At 38.3% G+C, this 16,864-nt stretch carries 22 protein-coding genes and 1 tRNA gene; 11 read left to right on the top strand and 12 right to left on the bottom strand.

Translation table 11 applies throughout. The features are described 5' to 3' along the window. Positions 1 to 2 precede the first annotated feature (2 nt). From ybgC to EL242_RS05625, 5 genes are all read right to left on the bottom strand, one after another. Positions 3 to 404 (bottom strand): tol-pal system-associated acyl-CoA thioesterase, encoded by a 402-nt coding sequence (ybgC, locus tag EL242_RS05645; protein ID WP_015484150.1) that lies wholly within the window; start codon positions 402 to 404, stop codon positions 3 to 5. Between the two features lie 162 nt (positions 405 to 566). Next, positions 567 to 854, bottom strand: coding sequence for a cyd operon protein YbgE (gene ybgE, locus EL242_RS05640; protein WP_126301838.1), 288 nt, complete (start codon positions 852 to 854; stop codon positions 567 to 569). After that, entirely contained in the window at positions 854 to 952 is a 99-nt protein-coding gene (locus EL242_RS05635) for a CydX/CbdX family cytochrome bd oxidase small subunit (RefSeq protein WP_006249838.1), read from the bottom strand. The genes ybgE and EL242_RS05635 overlap by 1 nt, the downstream gene beginning before the upstream one ends. 14 nt (positions 953 to 966) lie before the next feature. Next, positions 967 to 2,100 (bottom strand): cytochrome d ubiquinol oxidase subunit II, encoded by a 1,134-nt coding sequence (cydB, locus tag EL242_RS05630; protein ID WP_006249837.1) that lies wholly within the window; start codon positions 2,098 to 2,100, stop codon positions 967 to 969. Positions 2,101 to 2,112: 12 nt separating this feature from the next. Next, a complete protein-coding gene (locus EL242_RS05625) occupies positions 2,113 to 3,663 on the bottom strand; it encodes a cytochrome ubiquinol oxidase subunit I (RefSeq protein WP_126301837.1) in 1,551 nt (516 codons plus the stop codon). Between the two features lie 417 nt (positions 3,664 to 4,080). Between EL242_RS05625 and EL242_RS05620 the strand changes: the two genes are divergently transcribed. After that, positions 4,081 to 4,407 carry a DUF5339 domain-containing protein gene (locus EL242_RS05620; RefSeq protein ID WP_006249310.1) on the top strand — a complete coding sequence of 109 codons (327 nt, stop codon included), beginning with the start codon at positions 4,081 to 4,083 and terminating at the stop codon, positions 4,405 to 4,407. A gap of 124 nt (positions 4,408 to 4,531) precedes the next feature. On the opposite strand, the gene groL is transcribed toward EL242_RS05620, so the two are convergent. Further along, positions 4,532 to 6,172, bottom strand: coding sequence for a chaperonin GroEL (gene groL / locus EL242_RS05615; RefSeq protein ID WP_126301836.1), 1,641 nt, complete (start codon positions 6,170 to 6,172; stop codon positions 4,532 to 4,534). A gap of 67 nt (positions 6,173 to 6,239) precedes the next feature. Then, positions 6,240 to 6,530: a co-chaperone GroES gene (locus EL242_RS05610; RefSeq protein ID WP_006249308.1), complete on the bottom strand. Its 291-nt coding sequence runs from the start codon at positions 6,528 to 6,530 to the stop codon at positions 6,240 to 6,242. Positions 6,531 to 6,763: 233 nt separating this feature from the next. Between EL242_RS05610 and EL242_RS05605 the strand changes: the two genes are divergently transcribed. Then, a complete protein-coding gene (locus EL242_RS05605; protein WP_126301835.1) occupies positions 6,764 to 7,378 on the top strand; it encodes a hypothetical protein in 615 nt (204 codons plus the stop codon). Between the two features lie 188 nt (positions 7,379 to 7,566). Here the strand turns inward: EL242_RS05605 and mutT are convergent, their stop codons facing one another. The 3 genes from mutT to secM all read right to left on the bottom strand — a co-directional run bounded on the left by mutT (position 7,567) and on the right by secM (position 11,156). Beyond that, complete coding sequence (mutT, locus tag EL242_RS05600) at positions 7,567 to 7,965, bottom strand: 8-oxo-dGTP diphosphatase MutT (protein WP_006250724.1); 399 nt, start codon at positions 7,963 to 7,965, stop codon at positions 7,567 to 7,569. A gap of 85 nt (positions 7,966 to 8,050) precedes the next feature. Continuing rightward, positions 8,051 to 10,777, bottom strand: a complete 2,727-nt coding sequence (gene secA / locus EL242_RS05595; RefSeq protein WP_126301834.1) for a preprotein translocase subunit SecA — start codon at positions 10,775 to 10,777, stop codon at positions 8,051 to 8,053. A 58-nt stretch (positions 10,778 to 10,835) separates the two neighbouring features. Further along, the gene (secM, locus tag EL242_RS05590; RefSeq protein ID WP_006249304.1) at positions 10,836 to 11,156 is read right to left on the bottom strand and encodes a secA translation cis-regulator SecM; all 321 of its coding nucleotides are present in this window, start codon (positions 11,154 to 11,156) and stop codon (positions 10,836 to 10,838) included. A gap of 120 nt (positions 11,157 to 11,276) precedes the next feature. On the opposite strand from secM, the gene EL242_RS05585 reads away from it, so the two are divergent. Both EL242_RS05585 and EL242_RS05580 read left to right on the top strand, forming a co-directional pair. Further along, on the top strand, positions 11,277 to 11,579 hold the full coding sequence (locus EL242_RS05585; RefSeq protein ID WP_006249303.1) for a DciA family protein: 303 nt from the start codon (positions 11,277 to 11,279) through the stop codon (positions 11,577 to 11,579). Positions 11,580 to 11,603: 24 nt separating this feature from the next. Then, complete coding sequence (locus EL242_RS05580; protein WP_006249302.1) at positions 11,604 to 11,978, top strand: copper resistance protein NlpE; 375 nt, start codon at positions 11,604 to 11,606, stop codon at positions 11,976 to 11,978. 175 nt (positions 11,979 to 12,153) lie between these two features. Here the strand turns inward: EL242_RS05580 and EL242_RS05575 are convergent. Further along, a tRNA-Ser gene (locus tag EL242_RS05575) sits at positions 12,154 to 12,243 on the bottom strand. Positions 12,244 to 12,334: 91 nt separating this feature from the next. Then, positions 12,335 to 12,646 (bottom strand): BolA family protein, encoded by a 312-nt coding sequence (locus EL242_RS05570; RefSeq protein WP_020824156.1) that lies wholly within the window; start codon positions 12,644 to 12,646, stop codon positions 12,335 to 12,337. Between the two features lie 91 nt (positions 12,647 to 12,737). Between EL242_RS05570 and EL242_RS05565 the strand changes: the two genes are divergently transcribed. The 7 genes from EL242_RS05565 to EL242_RS05540 all read left to right on the top strand — a co-directional run bounded on the left by EL242_RS05565 (position 12,738) and on the right by EL242_RS05540 (position 16,814). Beyond that, the gene (locus tag EL242_RS05565; protein WP_126301833.1) at positions 12,738 to 13,325 is read left to right on the top strand and encodes a YajG family lipoprotein; all 588 of its coding nucleotides are present in this window, start codon (positions 12,738 to 12,740) and stop codon (positions 13,323 to 13,325) included. A 171-nt stretch (positions 13,326 to 13,496) separates the two neighbouring features. Next, positions 13,497 to 13,670 (top strand): hypothetical protein, encoded by a 174-nt coding sequence (locus tag EL242_RS11440; RefSeq protein ID WP_172595349.1) that lies wholly within the window; start codon positions 13,497 to 13,499, stop codon positions 13,668 to 13,670. After that, entirely contained in the window at positions 13,651 to 13,872 is a 222-nt protein-coding gene (locus EL242_RS05560; protein WP_232019700.1) for a type II toxin-antitoxin system RelE/ParE family toxin, read from the top strand. Before EL242_RS11440 ends, EL242_RS05560 begins: the two co-directional genes overlap by 20 nt. A gap of 127 nt (positions 13,873 to 13,999) precedes the next feature. Beyond that, positions 14,000 to 14,731: a 16S rRNA (uracil(1498)-N(3))-methyltransferase gene (gene rsmE / locus EL242_RS05555; protein ID WP_020824157.1), complete on the top strand. Its 732-nt coding sequence runs from the start codon at positions 14,000 to 14,002 to the stop codon at positions 14,729 to 14,731. Beyond that, entirely contained in the window at positions 14,731 to 15,291 is a 561-nt protein-coding gene (locus tag EL242_RS05550; protein ID WP_006247900.1) for a YqgE/AlgH family protein, read from the top strand. Before rsmE ends, EL242_RS05550 begins: the two co-directional genes overlap by 1 nt. Next, positions 15,291 to 15,716 carry a Holliday junction resolvase RuvX gene (gene ruvX / locus EL242_RS05545; protein ID WP_006247899.1) on the top strand — a complete coding sequence of 142 codons (426 nt, stop codon included), beginning with the start codon at positions 15,291 to 15,293 and terminating at the stop codon, positions 15,714 to 15,716. The genes EL242_RS05550 and ruvX overlap by 1 nt, the downstream gene beginning before the upstream one ends. Positions 15,717 to 15,761: 45 nt before the next feature. After that, a complete protein-coding gene (locus tag EL242_RS05540) occupies positions 15,762 to 16,814 on the top strand; it encodes an AI-2E family transporter (protein WP_126301832.1) in 1,053 nt (350 codons plus the stop codon). Positions 16,815 to 16,864: the final 50 nt, after the last annotated feature.

Raw genomic sequence — 16,864 nt, 5'->3', positions numbered from 1 at the left:
TTTTAAATAGAAAAATAACTTTTTTGTAATGCTTGACGAATATCATCAGGAATTGCAACCGGCTTCATTTTGATTAAATCAACACAAGCGACCGTAACATTTGCCTCACTCAGACAATCGCCATCTTTCCACAATCGTTGTTTAAAGATAAGGGTTGCTTTCTTCAATTCTGAGAGTGTTGTTTCCACATTTAATAAATCATCTAAACGAGCAGGGAGCTTATAATCTATTTCAATCCTCTTAACAACAAAAGCAAGGGATTGGCTAAAAAGTTCCTGCTGTGAGAAATGCTGCTGTCTCAAAAATTCCGTTCTTGCCCGCTCAAAAAAATTCAGATAGTTGGAATGATAAACTACTCCGCCGGCATCAGTATCTTCATAATAAACACGAATCGGGAAATCCATAAGCATTATTTCTCTCATTCAAAATGAAAAAACGCCCAAAATTTAGGCGCAAATTGTGAGATATTTTAGAATCAGAAATATTGTTATGCAAGTATATTTTTTGGTAAATTGCAAAAATATTTTTTATCTATCAAAAATAAAAATAGAGACATAAAAATGCCTCTATTTAACAAGTAAAATCCATAATGCTGGAATAACAATAAGGTAACCTAGAAGTGGTAAAAAAATCACTTTCCAAATAGCAGCTCTGATTTCAAATCCAATTCCATGTACCCATAAAATAGCCATACCATAAAATACCAACATTGCTAAATACGGCGTTTTTCCTCCAAAAGAAAGAGCGAAAGCGGTCGAATTTACCCAAATAGTTGCAAATAATACAGTCGCTAAAATAAAAGAAAGGGCTTTTAACAAGCCCTTTGCTGTTAAGTTATAGAGCGTATGAATCATTACTCGTCAAACTTACCTGTTTTTTCAATGCTGATCGTGATGACTGTTGCAAAGAAGATTGCAAGCAATACACCTAAGACCCAAGTTACATAAAACATATTGTGTCTCCTTATTAGTAAGCTGCTTTATTTTCTTCTAAATAACTAGCATCTAAACGACCATACATTTTGATATATGACCAAATAGTATATGCTAATACTAACGGTACAAAGATACCAGCAACAAATAACATTACAGTTAATGTTGTGTGGCTAGCAGTAGCGTCCCAAACCGTTAAACTCATTTCTGGGTGAGTAATTGACGGCATAATGAATGGGAACATTGATACTGCAGCAGTTAAAATGACCCCAACAATCATCAATGATGATGAGAAGAATGCTAAACCTGAACGATTTGCTTTAGAGGCAATAATAGTCAGTAATGCACCTACTACAACTAATGCAGGAACAACCCATAATACAGGCATTTCAGCATAATTTCTAAACCATGCACCAGCTTGAACCGCTACAGTTTTATTCGTCAATAGAGATTGCGCATTATGATCTAACTCGCTTGTGATCACAAAACCATCTTTAAAATATAACCATACACCTGCAAGAATAAATGCCACTAATACAATAGAAGCTGTCACTTGTGCCACTTTTCTTGAGTTGTTATGTAGCTCATCAGTAGTTTTCATTTGTAACCAAGTTGCACCCTGTGTGGTTAACATCATTAAGCTGATAATACCGCACACTAATGCAAATGGATTTAATAAACCAAAGAATGAACCCGTATATTGTGATTGGTTAATATTATTAAATTCAAATGGTACACCTTGTAATAAGTTACCAAATGCAACACCGAATACTAATGATGGCACAAAACCACCAATAAATAATCCCCAATCCCAAGCACTACGCCATTTCGGATTATCAATTTTTGCACGATACTCAAAACCTACAGGGCGGAAAAATAATGCCGCAAGAACAAGTACCATTGCAATATAGAAACCTGAGAACGAAGTTGCATAGACTGTTGGCCATGCAGCGAAGATCGCACCACCAGCGGTCAATAACCATACTTGGTTACCATCCCAGTGAGGGGCAATTGTGTTGATCATAATACGACGTTCAACATTACTTTTACCAATGATAGGTAAAAGGTTTAATACGCCCATATCAAAACCATCGGTGATCGCAAAGCCAATTAACAAAACCGCAATTAAGATCCACCAAATAAAGCGGAGAATTTCATAATCGATCATTTCTAACTCCTATTATTTAGTTGATTGCTCAAAGTAATAACGACCTGTTTTTAATGCACTTGGGCCAAGACGACCATATTTAAACATTAAATACATTTCTACAACTAAGAATAGTGTATATAAACCACACAATAAGCCGATTGTGAACCATAAATCACCTGTTGTTAATGCTGAGTTTGACACTCCAACAGGCAACATTTCATAGATAGCCCAAGGCTGGCGACCATATTCGGCAAGGAACCAACCAGATTCAATCGCAATCCAAGGTAATGGAAGACCTAATAATAATCCTCTTAGTAAGAAGCGACTACTTTCTACCTTACCGCGCATATTTTGAATAAACGCTGTTGTAATTAAGATAAGCATCAAGAAGCCAGATAACATCATTACACGGAATGCCCAAAATGTAGGTCCTACATTTGGAATAGTGCTGTCTGCAGCTTTCTGAATTTGTTCTTCAGTCGCATCAACCACATTAGGTGTATATTGTTTTAACAATAATCCAAAACCTAGGTCTTTTTGTACCGCTTTAAATGCTTCTTTATCTGCTTCTGTATAATTGCCAGAACGTAATTTTTCTAATAGTCCGTAAGCTACCATACCGGTACGAACACGTTGTTCGTTAATTACACGAATATCTTTTAAGCCTTTAATTTCTTTATCAAAAGAACGGGTTGCAATGATACCTGCTGCATAAGGAATATGAATTGAAAACTCATTTCTCATTTCAGCTGTATTTGGAATCACAAACGCATTCCAAGCAGCCGGAGCCGGGTGAGTTTCAAATTCACCTTCCATAGCGGCTAACTTAGTAGGCTGAGCTTTACCGATTTCATAACCGGATTCATCACCCATAATCAATACAGAAATGATCGCTACTAAACCAAAACTTGCACCAACAGAAAACGAACGTTTTGCAAACCCTAAATCACGGCCTTTTAAGATATAGTATGCACTAATACCTAATACAAAAATAGCACCACAAACATAGCCTGCAGTTACAGTATGTAAGAATTTAGATTGTGTAACTGGGTTTAATACAAGTTCAGAGAAGCTTGAAAGCTCCATTCGCATGGTTTCAAAGTTGAATTCCGAAGCAATCGGGTTTTGCATCCAACCATTAGCAACTAAAATCCATAGTGCAGAGAAGTTAGAACCAAACGCAACACAGTAAGTTGCTAATAAATGTTTCGCTTTCGACAAACGTTCCCAACCAAAGAAGAACAAGCCCACAAAGGTAGATTCTAAGAAGAATGCCATTAAACCTTCAATCGCTAATGGAGCACCAAAAATATCACCTACATAATGAGAATAATATGACCAATTCATACCAAACTGGAATTCCATTGTAATACCAGTTGTTACCCCTAGGGCAAAGTTAATACCAAATAATTTACCCCAGAATTTAGTCATATCTTTATATACTTCTTTACCCGTAGTTACATACAGGGTTTCCATCACCACAAGGACGAAAGAAAGACCTAATGTAAGCGGTACGAATAAGAAGTGATAGAGTGCAGTTAGAGCAAACTGCAAACGTGAGAGTTCAACTACATCCAACATCTCAAACCTCTTATTATTAAATACACTAATTCTACTCGATTACCGTTAAAAGTAATCACCCACAAATTCACTCAATTCTAATAAATAACCCAAATTGGTTAATTTTATAATAATAAAGTGTCGGCGAGTATTCTACCTGTAAATAGCTAATTAAAAAATAGTAATTTTGTTATATTCGTCACAAAATTGGTTTATTTATGTAATAATTGCTATTTAACCTACTAAATAACACGGTTATACTTAACAAATAAGTAACAATTTATTTACTATTTTTATACTAACGATCTTGAAAATTTATTCTTGGCAAAAAGATCTTAGTTTTAGATGACTTTAAATTAAAGTTCTGATAACATCAGAAAGCTTTATTAATTAACATATTAGATTTTTAATTTTAAACACTTAATGTGTGGAGAACGCATGCTAAAAAGAATTTTAGGAATAACACTTTGTACCATATTGGTTTCCAGTAATGCTATAGCAAGTGTTAAAACCTCATCACTTACAGTTGCAAAACCTACTTTAAGTAAAAATTTGCCAACTGAATGTGAGAAAATGTTTAACACGGCAAATAAATTGGTCTCTGATGCAGAAAGACAGCCTGGTACTCATACTCAAGTGCTAAAAATGAAAAATAAACTTTCTTTAACAAAGCAACAAATCCTAAAAATGGATTCTGAATTACAACAAAAAAGTTGCGAGAAAGGTTTAACAGCACTAAACAGCCTTAAACAAAAACATCAATAAACGCTAAAACCAAGCTTACTTGCTTGGTTTTTTATTTGCAAAAAATAGCATAAATTTAACCACTTGTTACCAACAAAAAAGCTACTGAATTAATTTCAGTAGCTTTTGTTCACTCAATGGGCAATTACATCATTCCGCCCATTCCACCCATACCGCCCATTGCGGCAGGATCTAATTTCTCTTCTTTTGGCAGATCGGTAATCATACATTCTGTAGTGATCATTAAACCTGCAATAGAAGCCGCGAATTGAAGTGCTGAACGAGTCACTTTAGTTGGGTCTAAAATCCCCATTTCAAGCATATCACCGTACTGCTCTGTACCGGCATTGTAACCATAGTTACCAGAACCTTCTTTCACGTTGCGAGCCACTACTGAGGCTTCTTCACCGGCATTGGCAACGATTTGACGTAAAGGTGCTTCCATTGCACGTAATGCAAGTTTGATACCCACATTTTGCTCTTCGTTATCGCCTTTTAACGTACCAGCCACTTTGTTAGCTGCACGCACTAAAGCCACACCGCCTCCTGGAACAATACCTTCTTCCACCGCAGCACGGGTTGCGTGAAGAGCATCATCAACACGGTCTTTTTTCTCTTTCATTGCGACTTCGGTTGCCGCACCTACTTTAATAACTGCAACACCGCCGGCTAATTTTGCCACACGCTCTTGGAGTTTTTCTTTATCGTAATCTGAGGTTGAATCTTCGATCTGTTGGCGAATTTGTGCTACACGACCTTTAATTTGAGTTTCATCGCCAATACCATCAATAATCGTGGTGTTATCTTTACTGATAACCACACGTTTTGCTTGGCCAAGCTCCTCTAACGTTGCTTTTTCAAGCTCCATACCGATCTCTTCAGAAATCACAGTACCTGCAGTTAAGATCGCAATATCTTGTAACATTTCTTTACGGCGATCACCAAAGCCAGGTGCTTTCACTGCCGCCACTTTCACGATACCACGCATAGTGTTCACCACTAAGGTAGCTAACGCCTCGCCTTCAATATCTTCGGCAATAATTAATAATGGTTTACCTGCTTTTGCAACACCTTCTAACACTGGTAATAATTCACGAATGTTAGACACTTTTTTATCCACTAAAAGAATATATGGGTTTTCTAACTCAACCGTACCGGCTTCCGGTTTATTGATAAAGTATGGCGATAAGTAACCACGCTCAAATTGCATACCCTCAACCACGTCTAATGCATCTTCTAAACCTGTACCGTCTTCAACAGTAATCACGCCCTCTTTGCCCACTTTTTCCATTGCTTGAGCAATTAATTGACCGACTGTTGAATCTGAGTTTGCAGAAATCGTCCCTACTTGCTCAATTTCTTTTGAGGTTTCGCACGGTTTTGAAATCGCTTTTAACTCTTCAACCACTGCTGCAACCGCTTTATCGATACCACGTTTTAAATCCATTGGGTTCATACCCGCAGCCACTGCTTTTAAGCCCTCGTTTACAATCGCTTGAGCTAATACAGTTGCGGTAGTTGTACCGTCACCGGCGGCATCATTGGCTTTAGAGGCAACCTCTTTCACCATTTGAGCCCCCATATTTTCAAATTTATCTTCTAATTCGATTTCACGGGCAACCGACACACCGTCTTTTGTAATCGTTGGTGCACCATAAGCACGATCTAACACCACATTACGACCTTTAGGGCCTAAAGTTACTTTTACCGCATCGGCTAAAATATTCACGCCTTTTAACATTTTTACGCGTGCATCGTTACCAAATTTCACGTCTTTTGCTGCCATTTTCTAAATCCTTTGTTTTGAAATGTGTAAAAAATTTTGCTTTTTTAACCGCTTGTATAGAATAAAATTATTCTACAATCGCTAAAATATCGTGTTCTGCTAAAATCAGCACTTCTTCGCCGTCAATTTTTTCGGTTTTTACGCCGTAGCCTTCGTTAAAAATCACTACATCGCCCACTTTAACTGCTAAAGGCTGAACAGAACCATTGTCTAAAATGCGACCTGTTCCCACTGCAATCACTTTGCCACGGGTTGATTTTGTTGCTGCCGAACCGGTTAAAACAATACCGCCTGCCGATTTTGTTTCAACTTCTTCACGTTTTAAAATAACTTTATCGTGTAATGGACGAAGTGCCATAATATGTTCCTTTTCTTAAAAATGAATAAATAAAACTTCACGCAAAATGCGTAACGCCTAATAATATAAAGGCAGATTTTAGAGTTTCAAGTGCAAGCGGTCAAATTTGTAAAATTTTTTACAAATTTGACCATTTTTGATAAAACTATATACCTAAGAAATCTGTTTCTGTTTAGAAAAACTCCAATTCTCTTATACCATTTAAACTATTAATTTCAAGATAGGATAATAAAATGAAAAAATACTTAATGCTCTGCTCACTATGGTTTCTCTCCGCATGCTTTAACGAAAGTTATGATTTTAGAGGAAAAGAATTTGAAGAACCTGTACAAGCAATTTTGCTTGAATCAGATAAAATTTATTTCATTGGTTCCACAATTGATGCGATATTTGATAAAACGCTGACAGATAATACAAAAGCTTCAGATGTTATTTATTTTTTGAATAAACTTCTTCAAAGTCCGTATGGAAGGAAGATCAGTAATCACCGAATTACTTTAGCTATTTATGATGAAAATATTCAAATTCAGTACAGTCCGCAATTTATTGCAAAAAATCTCACCATGAGCGATATTCAAGCTCTACAAAAGTTAGGTTTTGAATTTAGCCATTCAAAAGAATATCTATGGAAAAGCTATGCAGGTCTTGGTGGTAAAATCACACAGTTTAAAAATCGCAAGGAAATACTAGAAAAGTATAAATTTAAGCAACCTATAATCGCTAAAGCGAAAAGTTATCAGAAAAGCATAGAATTTAGCTTTGATGACACCATTTCGGTCATTGCAGCACCAATTACGATTCCCGCATCTATTATTTTATTACCATTTTTTAATGACGCTCCTCAATAATATAAGTTGTGCTAAATCCGATACAATCATTATTTATTAGGTATACCAAACGGTCATTTTTACTAAAACTCTGCAAAAAAGAAAGGGCGAATAGTAATTCGCCCCTACATCAGCTTTATAAATGTCTCAATAGCGTATCCAATAAAAAACCGCAGCTAAATTACTTTAGATACAGTTCTCAATACAAATTATGCGTGTTCTTTTAAGCGTTTAATTAATTGGGCATTTGCCGGTGGGAAAGCTCCCTCATCTAAATCCGATTGTGCGATCCAAAAACCTTCTTGCCCTTCTCTTCCGTAAGGTTCATTTACCCACTCTTCCACCAAATAAAAGAAAAATTCAATGATTTTGGTTGGATATTCAAAGCAAAAATTTTCATACGGAAAAGCACTTAACACTTGAATACCAATTTCTTCTTCTAATTCTCGTTTTAGTGCTTCTTCAGGGGTTTCATTAGGATCGACTTTCCCCCCGGGAAATTCAAGAGACTGAGCAAAATCTTGCCCCTCTAAACGTTGGGTTAAGTAAATTTGCCCAAATTCGTTACGAATAATCCCTGCTGAGACTTGAATAATCGGTTTTGACATAGTTTCCTTCTCTCTTCTATAAACTCAAGCGGTCATATTAAGCAGAAAATTTGCAAATTCCTGACTGAATATGACCGCTTGTTAATTACGAATATCTCGCTTTGTTACCGTGGCAATGCTTATATTTTTTGCCTGAACCACAAGGGCAAGGGTCGTTTCGACCGATATTTAAGTTCGCCAACTCTTCTTCAGTTAGGCTCTCAGCACTATTTTCTTCGCTACTTTCAGCAACAGAATCGCTAGCTTGTGTAGCTGGCTTACTTGCAACTTCCATTTCAGCTTGCTGGCGTTGAGCCTCTTCTATCTCTTCTTGGCTACGCACTTGAATACGGCTTAAGATGCTAATTACATTCAATTTTAAGGTATCAAGCATATTGGTAAACATCGCAAAAGATTCCTTTTTATATTCTTGCTTAGGATCTTTTTGCGCATAACCACGCAAGTGAATACCTTTGCGTAAATAATCCATTGCACCTAAATGCTCTTTCCAAAGCTCATCTAAGTTTTGGAGCATCACGCCTTTTTCAAAATTACGCATTACCTCTGAGCCTACTTTTTCTTCCTTCGCTTTGTAATCTGCAATCGCAATATTTAAAATACGTTCACGCAAAGTCTCTTCATGCAAGTCTTTTTCAGTTTCAAGCCAGTGAGCAATCGGTAAATCTAAACCAAATTCACGGCGTAAACGCTCTTCCAAGCCCGGTACATTCCACATTTCCTCGATAGATTGAGGCGGAATGTATTCGCTAATAGTATTGTCAAATACATCTTGGCGAATAGTTTCAATCATTGATGAAATATCATCGGTATCCAATAAATGATTACGTTGTTCATAAATCACTTTACGTTGTTCATTGGCAACGTCGTCATACTGTAACAAGCTCTTACGACCATCAAAGTTATGGGCTTCTACCTTCGCCTGTGCAGAGGCAATCACTTTGGTTAACAGTTTAGACTCCATCGCTTCACCTTCTTCGGTAAAGGCTTTACGCATCATATTTAATTTACCTTCGTTGAGGTAAATTCGCATTAAGGCATCATCTAAAGAGAGATAGAAACGTGACGAACCCGGGTCGCCTTGACGACCGGAACGACCACGCAACTGGTTGTCGATACGACGAGATTCGTGGCGTTCCGTACCGATAATATGCAACCCACCGGCTTGCATAACGATGTCATAACGCTCTTGCCACGCCGCTTTAATCGCATCAATCTGCTCTTGAGTCGGGTTCTCAAGCTTGGCAATTTCCATTTTCCAGTTACCGCCAAGCACAATATCCGTACCACGACCCGCCATATTGGTGGCAATAGTAACCGCCCCCGGTGCACCGGCTTCTGCTACAATTTCCGCTTCTTGGGCGTGGAACTTGGCATTTAATACATTGTGAGCAATACCGGCTTTAGTTAATTCTGCCGATAATAACTCCGATTTTTCCACCGATGCCGTTCCCACTAATACCGGCTGTTTGCGTTCGATACAATCTCTAATTTCAGTAATGATCGCCGCAAATTTCTCTGCTTCGCTTTTAAACATTAGGTCAGTACGGTCATCACGAATTACCGGTTTATTGGTTGGAATCACCACCGTATTTAGTCCATAAATTTGCTGGAATTCAAAGGCTTCGGTGTCTGCCGTACCAGTCATACCGGCTAATTTTTCGTACAAACGGAAATAGTTTTGGTAAGTAATTGAGGCAACAGTTTGGTTTTCGCCCTGAATAGCCACACGCTCTTTAGCTTCAATCGCTTGGTGTAAGCCGTCAGACCAACGACGTCCAGCCATTGTACGACCGGTGTGCTCATCAATAATCACAATTTCACCGTCTTTTACAATGTAATCTACGTTGCGTTCAAATAATTTATGGGCACGCAATGCTGCACTCACATGGTGTAACAGCGAAATACGAGCAGGGTGATATAAACTTTCGCCCTCTTCCATTAACCCCATTTGAGTTAAGAAATCCTCTACTTTCACCATACCACGCTCGGTTAAATGAGCCTGTTTGTTTTTCAGATCTAAGGTAAAATCGCCCTCACCGGTGTACTCTTCGGTATCTTCTTTATCTTGAGCAATCAAATGCGGAATAATTTGATCTACCGCTTGATAAATTTGGGTCGCATCTTCCGCCGGTCCTGAAATAATTAACGGCGTACGGGCTTCGTCAATTAAAATCGAGTCCACTTCATCCACTAATGCATAGTGTAGCTCACGCTGAAAACGATCGTTTTTGTCGTGAGCTAAGTTATCACGCAAGTAGTCAAAACCCAATTCGCTGTTAGTCGAATAAGTAATATCTGCCTGATAAGCCGCTCGTTTCATTTCCGGCGGTAAACCCGGGATATTCACCCCAACGGTTAAGCCTAAAAACTCAAATAACGGACGGTTGGTTTCCGCATCACGGCGGGCAAGGTAGTCGTTCACGGTAACAACGTGAACCCCTCTGCCGGTTAACGCATTTAAATAACAAGAGAGAGTCGCAGTTAAGGTTTTCCCCTCACCGGTACGCATTTCGGCAATATTACGCCCGGTTAGCACCATGCCGCCAATCAGTTGTACATCAAACGGGCGCATACCTAATACTCGTTTGCTTGCTTCTCTCACTGTCGCAAAAGCTTCCGGTAATAGGCTATCTAGCGACGCACCATCTGCAAGACGTTGTTTAAACTCCGCTGTTTTAGCCTTTAACGCTTCATCAGATAATTGCTCGAAGGTTGGTTCAAGCTTATTAATTTGTGCCACTCGCTTTCTTAAACGTTTTAAAGTGCGATCGTTGCTTGAGCCAAAAATAGAAGTCAGTAATTTTGAAATCATTGTGTTATTCCTAAATATAAAAATGGGTTAATCAATTAATGGTAAAATTAAATTATATTTAGGTTTGTGGCCCGGCTCGAATTGGGTAAGCATTTTGTCTATCCAAGCGGTAGGAGTTTGCAAAAAATTCGCAAAAATGCACCGCTTGTGGTTTAATTTCCACAATTTTATGGATTAACTCTGCAATAAAAAGCGATTGTTGCTCAATATCATTAGCCGATTGAGCATATTGAAGAAAAGATTGATTAAGAACGGTTTCCTGTTCACTTTCATTGGCGTACGCAACCTGAATTTCAGGTAAAGCAAGTATCGCAACCATTCCCAAAAAGAGTTGCGACCAAAAAGGCGTTCGATGAAAGTGTTTTAAAAATAAGCTCATTAAATTAAGATAAACGAAAAAATTGGGCTAATTATACGCTAAATTCAAGCCGAATGAGTAAATTATTGGGTCAAGTATCGTAAAATCAAGCCTAAAATAAGACGAAATGTAAAGAAACAGATGAAAAATTCAGCACCTAAAAAGATTAATGACATTTTACAGAACTCAAGCTTAAGCCGTATTGTCGAAAAAGCAAACTTCATTAACGATTTAAACCAAAAAATTCAGAAAAGATGGCCAGAATCTTATCGTGGGCTTTACCGAGTAGTGAATTTAGTTGATAATCAGCTTATTGTGAGCGTTAAGAATGCAACCGTACGGCAAGGTTTAATCTTGCAACAAAATATGTTACTAAAACAGATACAAACCGATTTACCTGAAATAACCCAACTTGAATTTAGAGTAAATCCGAGTGTTACATAATTTAATTTTGAAGAGGAAAATAGTATGAAAAAAATCGCACTCATTGGTTTTACCACCGCAATGCTAGGGGCTTGCTCATTGCTACCACAAAAAAGCGTTAGCGGTACTTATGCAGGTGAATTACCGTGTGCTGACTGTGAGAAAATCCAAGCCCAGCTAACCTTAAATGCAGATAAAACCTACCAATATGATACGGTATATTTTAAAGATAAAAAAGAATACACTTACCGAGACAAAGGCACATACAGTTGGGAACCCAATAAGCCAAATGTGATTCGTCTGGAAAAAGCATCAGGCAATCTTGCCTTCCAAGTGTCTGAACAACACGTTGAACTTTGCGACCCAAATGGCAACACGGTAAAAAACAGCAATAACTATAAACTAGGTAAAGTACGTTAAAAGCAGATAAAAAGGATTCTTCGGAATCCTTTTTCTTTGTAATCTATCGCCGATCGCATAAAAAAATCCCCAAGCAATGTTTGCTCGGGGATAACCTAAAAATGAAAAAGTATTATCTACTTTAACTTAACCAAGGAAATATCTATGAAAACAGTAAGGAATCTTTCAGTATGAATGGCGGTGAGAGGGGGATTCGAACCCCCGATACAGTTTCCCATATACACGCTTTCCAGGCGTGCTCCTTCAACCACTCGGACATCTCACCGAATCAACAAAAAGATGGCGTAAATATAGCAATTTTACACGGCTCTTTCAAGTATTTTCTTCACAAAATAAAATAAATCATTTTTATCCACTTATTGCCCAACACCTAAGCAATTTGGCGATTTAGGTACAAGTCCGCCAGTCGCTTCCCATTCACCTTGGGTATATAGGTGCAAAGCAAGTGCGTGAACGCCATTAGCTAATTCCTCAGCTAAGCAAGCATAGACAGCACGATGACGTGCAACTGTTCTCTGCCCTTCAAATTTATCTGACACCAAAGTTAATTTAAAATGCGATTCTGCTCCTCTACCTGAGCTGTGCATATAACTTTCGTTTTCTACATTAAAGAAAATCGGCTGAAATTCTGTCTTAATTTTTTGAATAATTGTCTGTTCTACCGACATTTTTTGCTCTCGTTCATTGAAAATCAAAACGAAATAATACTATACTAAGCAGAAATTTTCTCGAAATTTATTCAATATAGAAGGATTTACTATGAAACGCTCTAAAAAAACGTTAGTGTTAGCCACTACTTTTGCTGCCGCATTACTAGCCGGCTGCCAAAGCCAATCCAACACATTAACATTTGCTACTCCAACACCAACTGCCGTATTTAACACAAACAATCAAACGGCTGCGGTGAATGTAATGACACAAGATTTACGCACCTCGCGTGAAATCGCAAGCTACACTAAAAACGGAGAAGTGATTCGTTTAACCGCAGTGCCTGAAGTTGCAGCAATGTTCCAACAAGCCGTTCAACAAGACCTGAATGCAAAAGGTTTCCAAATTGTACAGGGTGCAGCGAATGCAAATGTGGTAGTGAATATTCGTAAATTCTTTGCCACAGTAGAACAAGGAAATTTACGCTACAAAGCTGATGCTCAAGTGAGTGTAGAAGTGGCGGTTCAAGGTTCTAAAGGTAACTTTAGCAAAAACTTCAACGCTACCCGTGGTTACGAAGGTGCATTTGGTGCCAGCAATGATGAAATCAAGAAAGTGTTAGACCAAGCCTATTCTGATGTGGTGAAAGCTATTTACAACGATAATGAAATCGCCAATGCAATTCACCAGTTCAAATAATTAATTTTTTCTGGCAAGCGGTCATCTTTCTTCGATTTTTTGCAAAAAACGTGGAAAAATGACCGCTTGTTGTTTTCTCGTTTTGTGATGTGGCTCGAAAAATAAGATAAATTAACTTGATTAAACGATCAGTAGCCCCCACAATAGAAACTCATCGCAAGGAGGAAAAATATGAATAATCCTTATCATAATGTTAGCCAAGAATATCTTGATTATCTTGCTAAAAAAGTAAAGCAAGGACAGGAAGATATTAAAAACGGTCGGATTTATTCACCCAAAGAGGTCAGAAAAAGAGTTATTGCTGCCGCTTTTAGAGGTGCTGAAAATGCCAAAAAAGTTGCATAATATTTATTATACTGAAGAAGCCTTAATAGATTTAGAGAATATTGCAATCTCTGTTAGTGAATTTACCGGTTATGCAAGTAGCGGAATTAGGATACTAGAAGAATTGGAAAATAGTATTAATAATTTAGTCATTTTTCCTACAATGGGCGTAAAAGGTGCAATTATTAATACGAGAGAACTATATCATAACGGCTATAGATAGTGTATGAAGTTAAAGAGAATGAAATTTCAATTATTACTATTTTGCATTGTTCAAGACTTTATCCTTAACCTGTTTTAACTTACCTATGGCAGACAATCGTCTGCCTTTCATTTATAACTAGATAATTATGAGAATCCCAAGAATTTACCACCCACAGCCATTAGCTGGTCTTCAAAGTTGCGTGTTAAGTGAAGATGCCGCTAACCACGTTGGGCGAGTGTTACGAATGAAACAAGGTGAGCAAATCATTTTATTTGATGGCTCAAACCACGTTTTCCACGCTACGTTACAAGCAGTCGAAAAAAAGCAAATTATTGCAAAAATTGATTCAAGTGAATTAGATGACCGAGAATCCAACCTGCCGATCCATTTAGGGCAAGTGATTTCCCGAGGTGATCGAATGGAATTTACCATTCAAAAATCGGTGGAGCTGGGGGTAAAAACCATTACTCCACTTTGGTCGGAACGTTGTGGTGTAAAACTCAATGATGAACGACAAGATAAAAAATTACAGCAATGGCAGAAAATTGCGATTGCCGCCTGTGAACAATGCGGACGAAATGAAATCCCTGAAATTCGCCCGATTATGAAACTCACCGACTGGTGCAAAGAGCAAGACGATATGTTGAAACTGAATTTGCACCCAAGAGCCAAATATACCATTCGTGAGCTACCGAATGTGCCGAAAGCCGGGGTTCGTTTACTGATTGGCTCTGAGGGCGGATTATCTGCCGAAGAAATCGCCATGACCGAGAGCGAAGGTTTTACTGAAGTATTGCTGGGTAAACGAGTGTTACGCACAGAAACCGCCTCACTTGCGGCAATTACTGCGTTACAAGTTTGTTTTGGAGATATTTAATGTTAGAGAATTTACAAGGTAAATTTTTAATTGCTACGCCGGAAATGGACGATGACTATTTCGAGCGTACGGTGGTCTATATTTGCGAACATAATCCGCAAGGTGCAATGGGAGTAGTAATTAACACTCCTACCGATCTGTCGGTTCTAGAGCTGATTACCCGAATGGATTTCCAAATGGCGAACCAGCGTGATTACAAAAAAGACCAAATGGTGTTAAGCGGTGGGCCGGTAAATCAAGATCGTGGCTTTATTATTCACACCAAAACCGCCAATGATTTTATTCACACTTATCCGATCACCGATAAAATTACGCTCACAACCTCCGGTGATGTGTTAGACTCCTTTGGCACACTGGCTTCACCTGAAAAATTTATTGTGTGTTTAGGTTGTTCCACTTGGCGTGGCAGCCAGCTTGAGCAAGAAATTGCTCAAAATTATTGGATTGTGTCTGATGCGAATGAAAAAACGCTGTTTGAAACCGGTTATTTAGAGCGTTGGGCAGAAGCCTATGAAATGATGGGGCTTTCAAGCATACCGTCAAGAGCTGGGAGAGCTTAATGACAGAAACCACAACAAAAACCGTGATTGCCTTTGATTTTGGCACAAATAGCATCGGCTGTGCAGTTGGACAAAGTATTACCGGCACAGCTCAAGGTTTAACTACATTTAAAGCCCAAGACGGTATTCCAAACTGGGAAGAGATCGGAAAACTCTTGCAAGATTGGAAACCAGATATGCTGGTTGTTGGGCTACCCTTGAATATGGACGGCACAGAGCAGCCTTTAACTCAGCGTGCCAGAAAATTTGCCAATCGCTTAAACGGACGTTTTAATCTGCCGGTTGAGCTACAAGATGAACGCCTCACTACTGTTGAAGCAAAAGCGGAAATTTTTTCTCGTGGTGGTTACAAAGCATTAAAAAAGGATAAAGTGGATTCCATTTCCGCTTGTTTAATTTTAGAAAGTTGGTTTGAGAATCACTAATTTGTAAAAATTGCCGATTTTTAACCGCTTGTAAAAGGAAAAATTATGACACATTCCACCAAAACTCTCGTAGCGATAGCCTCCATTATCATTATTCTGGCAGGGATTAAATTATCCAATGAAATTGTTGTGCCATTTTTACTTTCGCTATTTATTGCCATTATTTGTTCACCAATGATCAAATTTATGACTAAGCGTAAAGTGCCATTATGGTTAGCTATTACCATCTTACTGATTGTCTTTATTTTGGGTTTTACCTTCTTGGCCGGCATTATCAATAGTACCTTGCAAGAATTTACTAATGCTATTCCGCAATACAAAATCCAACTTTCGTCTAGAATCCAGGTGATTCTAGAACTCGCTCATAGATGGCATATTCCACTTACCCTCTCACAAGAAGAGATTATGAGCAAATTTGACCCAAGCTCAATAATGAATTTGGTCAGCAAACTGCTAATGGGGCTATCCGGTGCATTATCGAATATTTTTGTGATTTTCTTAGTCGTCATTTTTATGCTATTGGAAATGCCGGTTGCCAAATATAAATTAGCCCTCGCACTTAGCCCAGATGATGATTTAAGCAACGAAAAAGAGTATATCAACCAAGTACTTGAAGGGGTGATTGGTTACCTTGGGGTAAAAACCTTTGTGAGCCTACTCACCGGTGGATTAGTCTGGACTTTGCTTGAAATCCTAGGCGTAGAATATGCGATTTTATGGGCAATTCTAACCTTCCTGCTTAACTACGTCCCGAATATCGGCTCTATTTTGGCGGGAATTCCAATTGTGATTCAAGCCTTGGTACTAAATGGCTTTTCTATAGGATTAGGCACTTTAATCGGCATTGTCGTGATTAATATGGTCGTAGGTAATGCACTTGAGCCTAAATTAATGGGCAAGAAACTTGGGCTTTCTACCCTTGTAGTGTTCCTCTCACTTCTATTTTGGGGGTGGTTACTTGGCACCGTAGGAATGTTACTTTCTGTTCCACTTACGATGGCGTGTAAAGTAGCATTAGAATCCAATAAAGCCACCCAAAAATATGCCGTATTATTTAGCGATTTAGAAGAAGTACCGAAAGAACAAAAATATCGTTAAATTCACTTGACGGAAGCAAAAGAGTTGCTAGAATTTGGCAACTCTTTTTT

Origin of the sequence: Mannheimia haemolytica, assembly GCA_900638155.1 — a bacterium.
GTDB classification, from domain to species: domain Bacteria; phylum Pseudomonadota; class Gammaproteobacteria; order Enterobacterales; family Pasteurellaceae; genus Mannheimia; species Mannheimia glucosida.
Note: the sequence above shows the minus strand (reverse complement) of the source record. Positions and strands in the feature narration are given on the sequence as shown.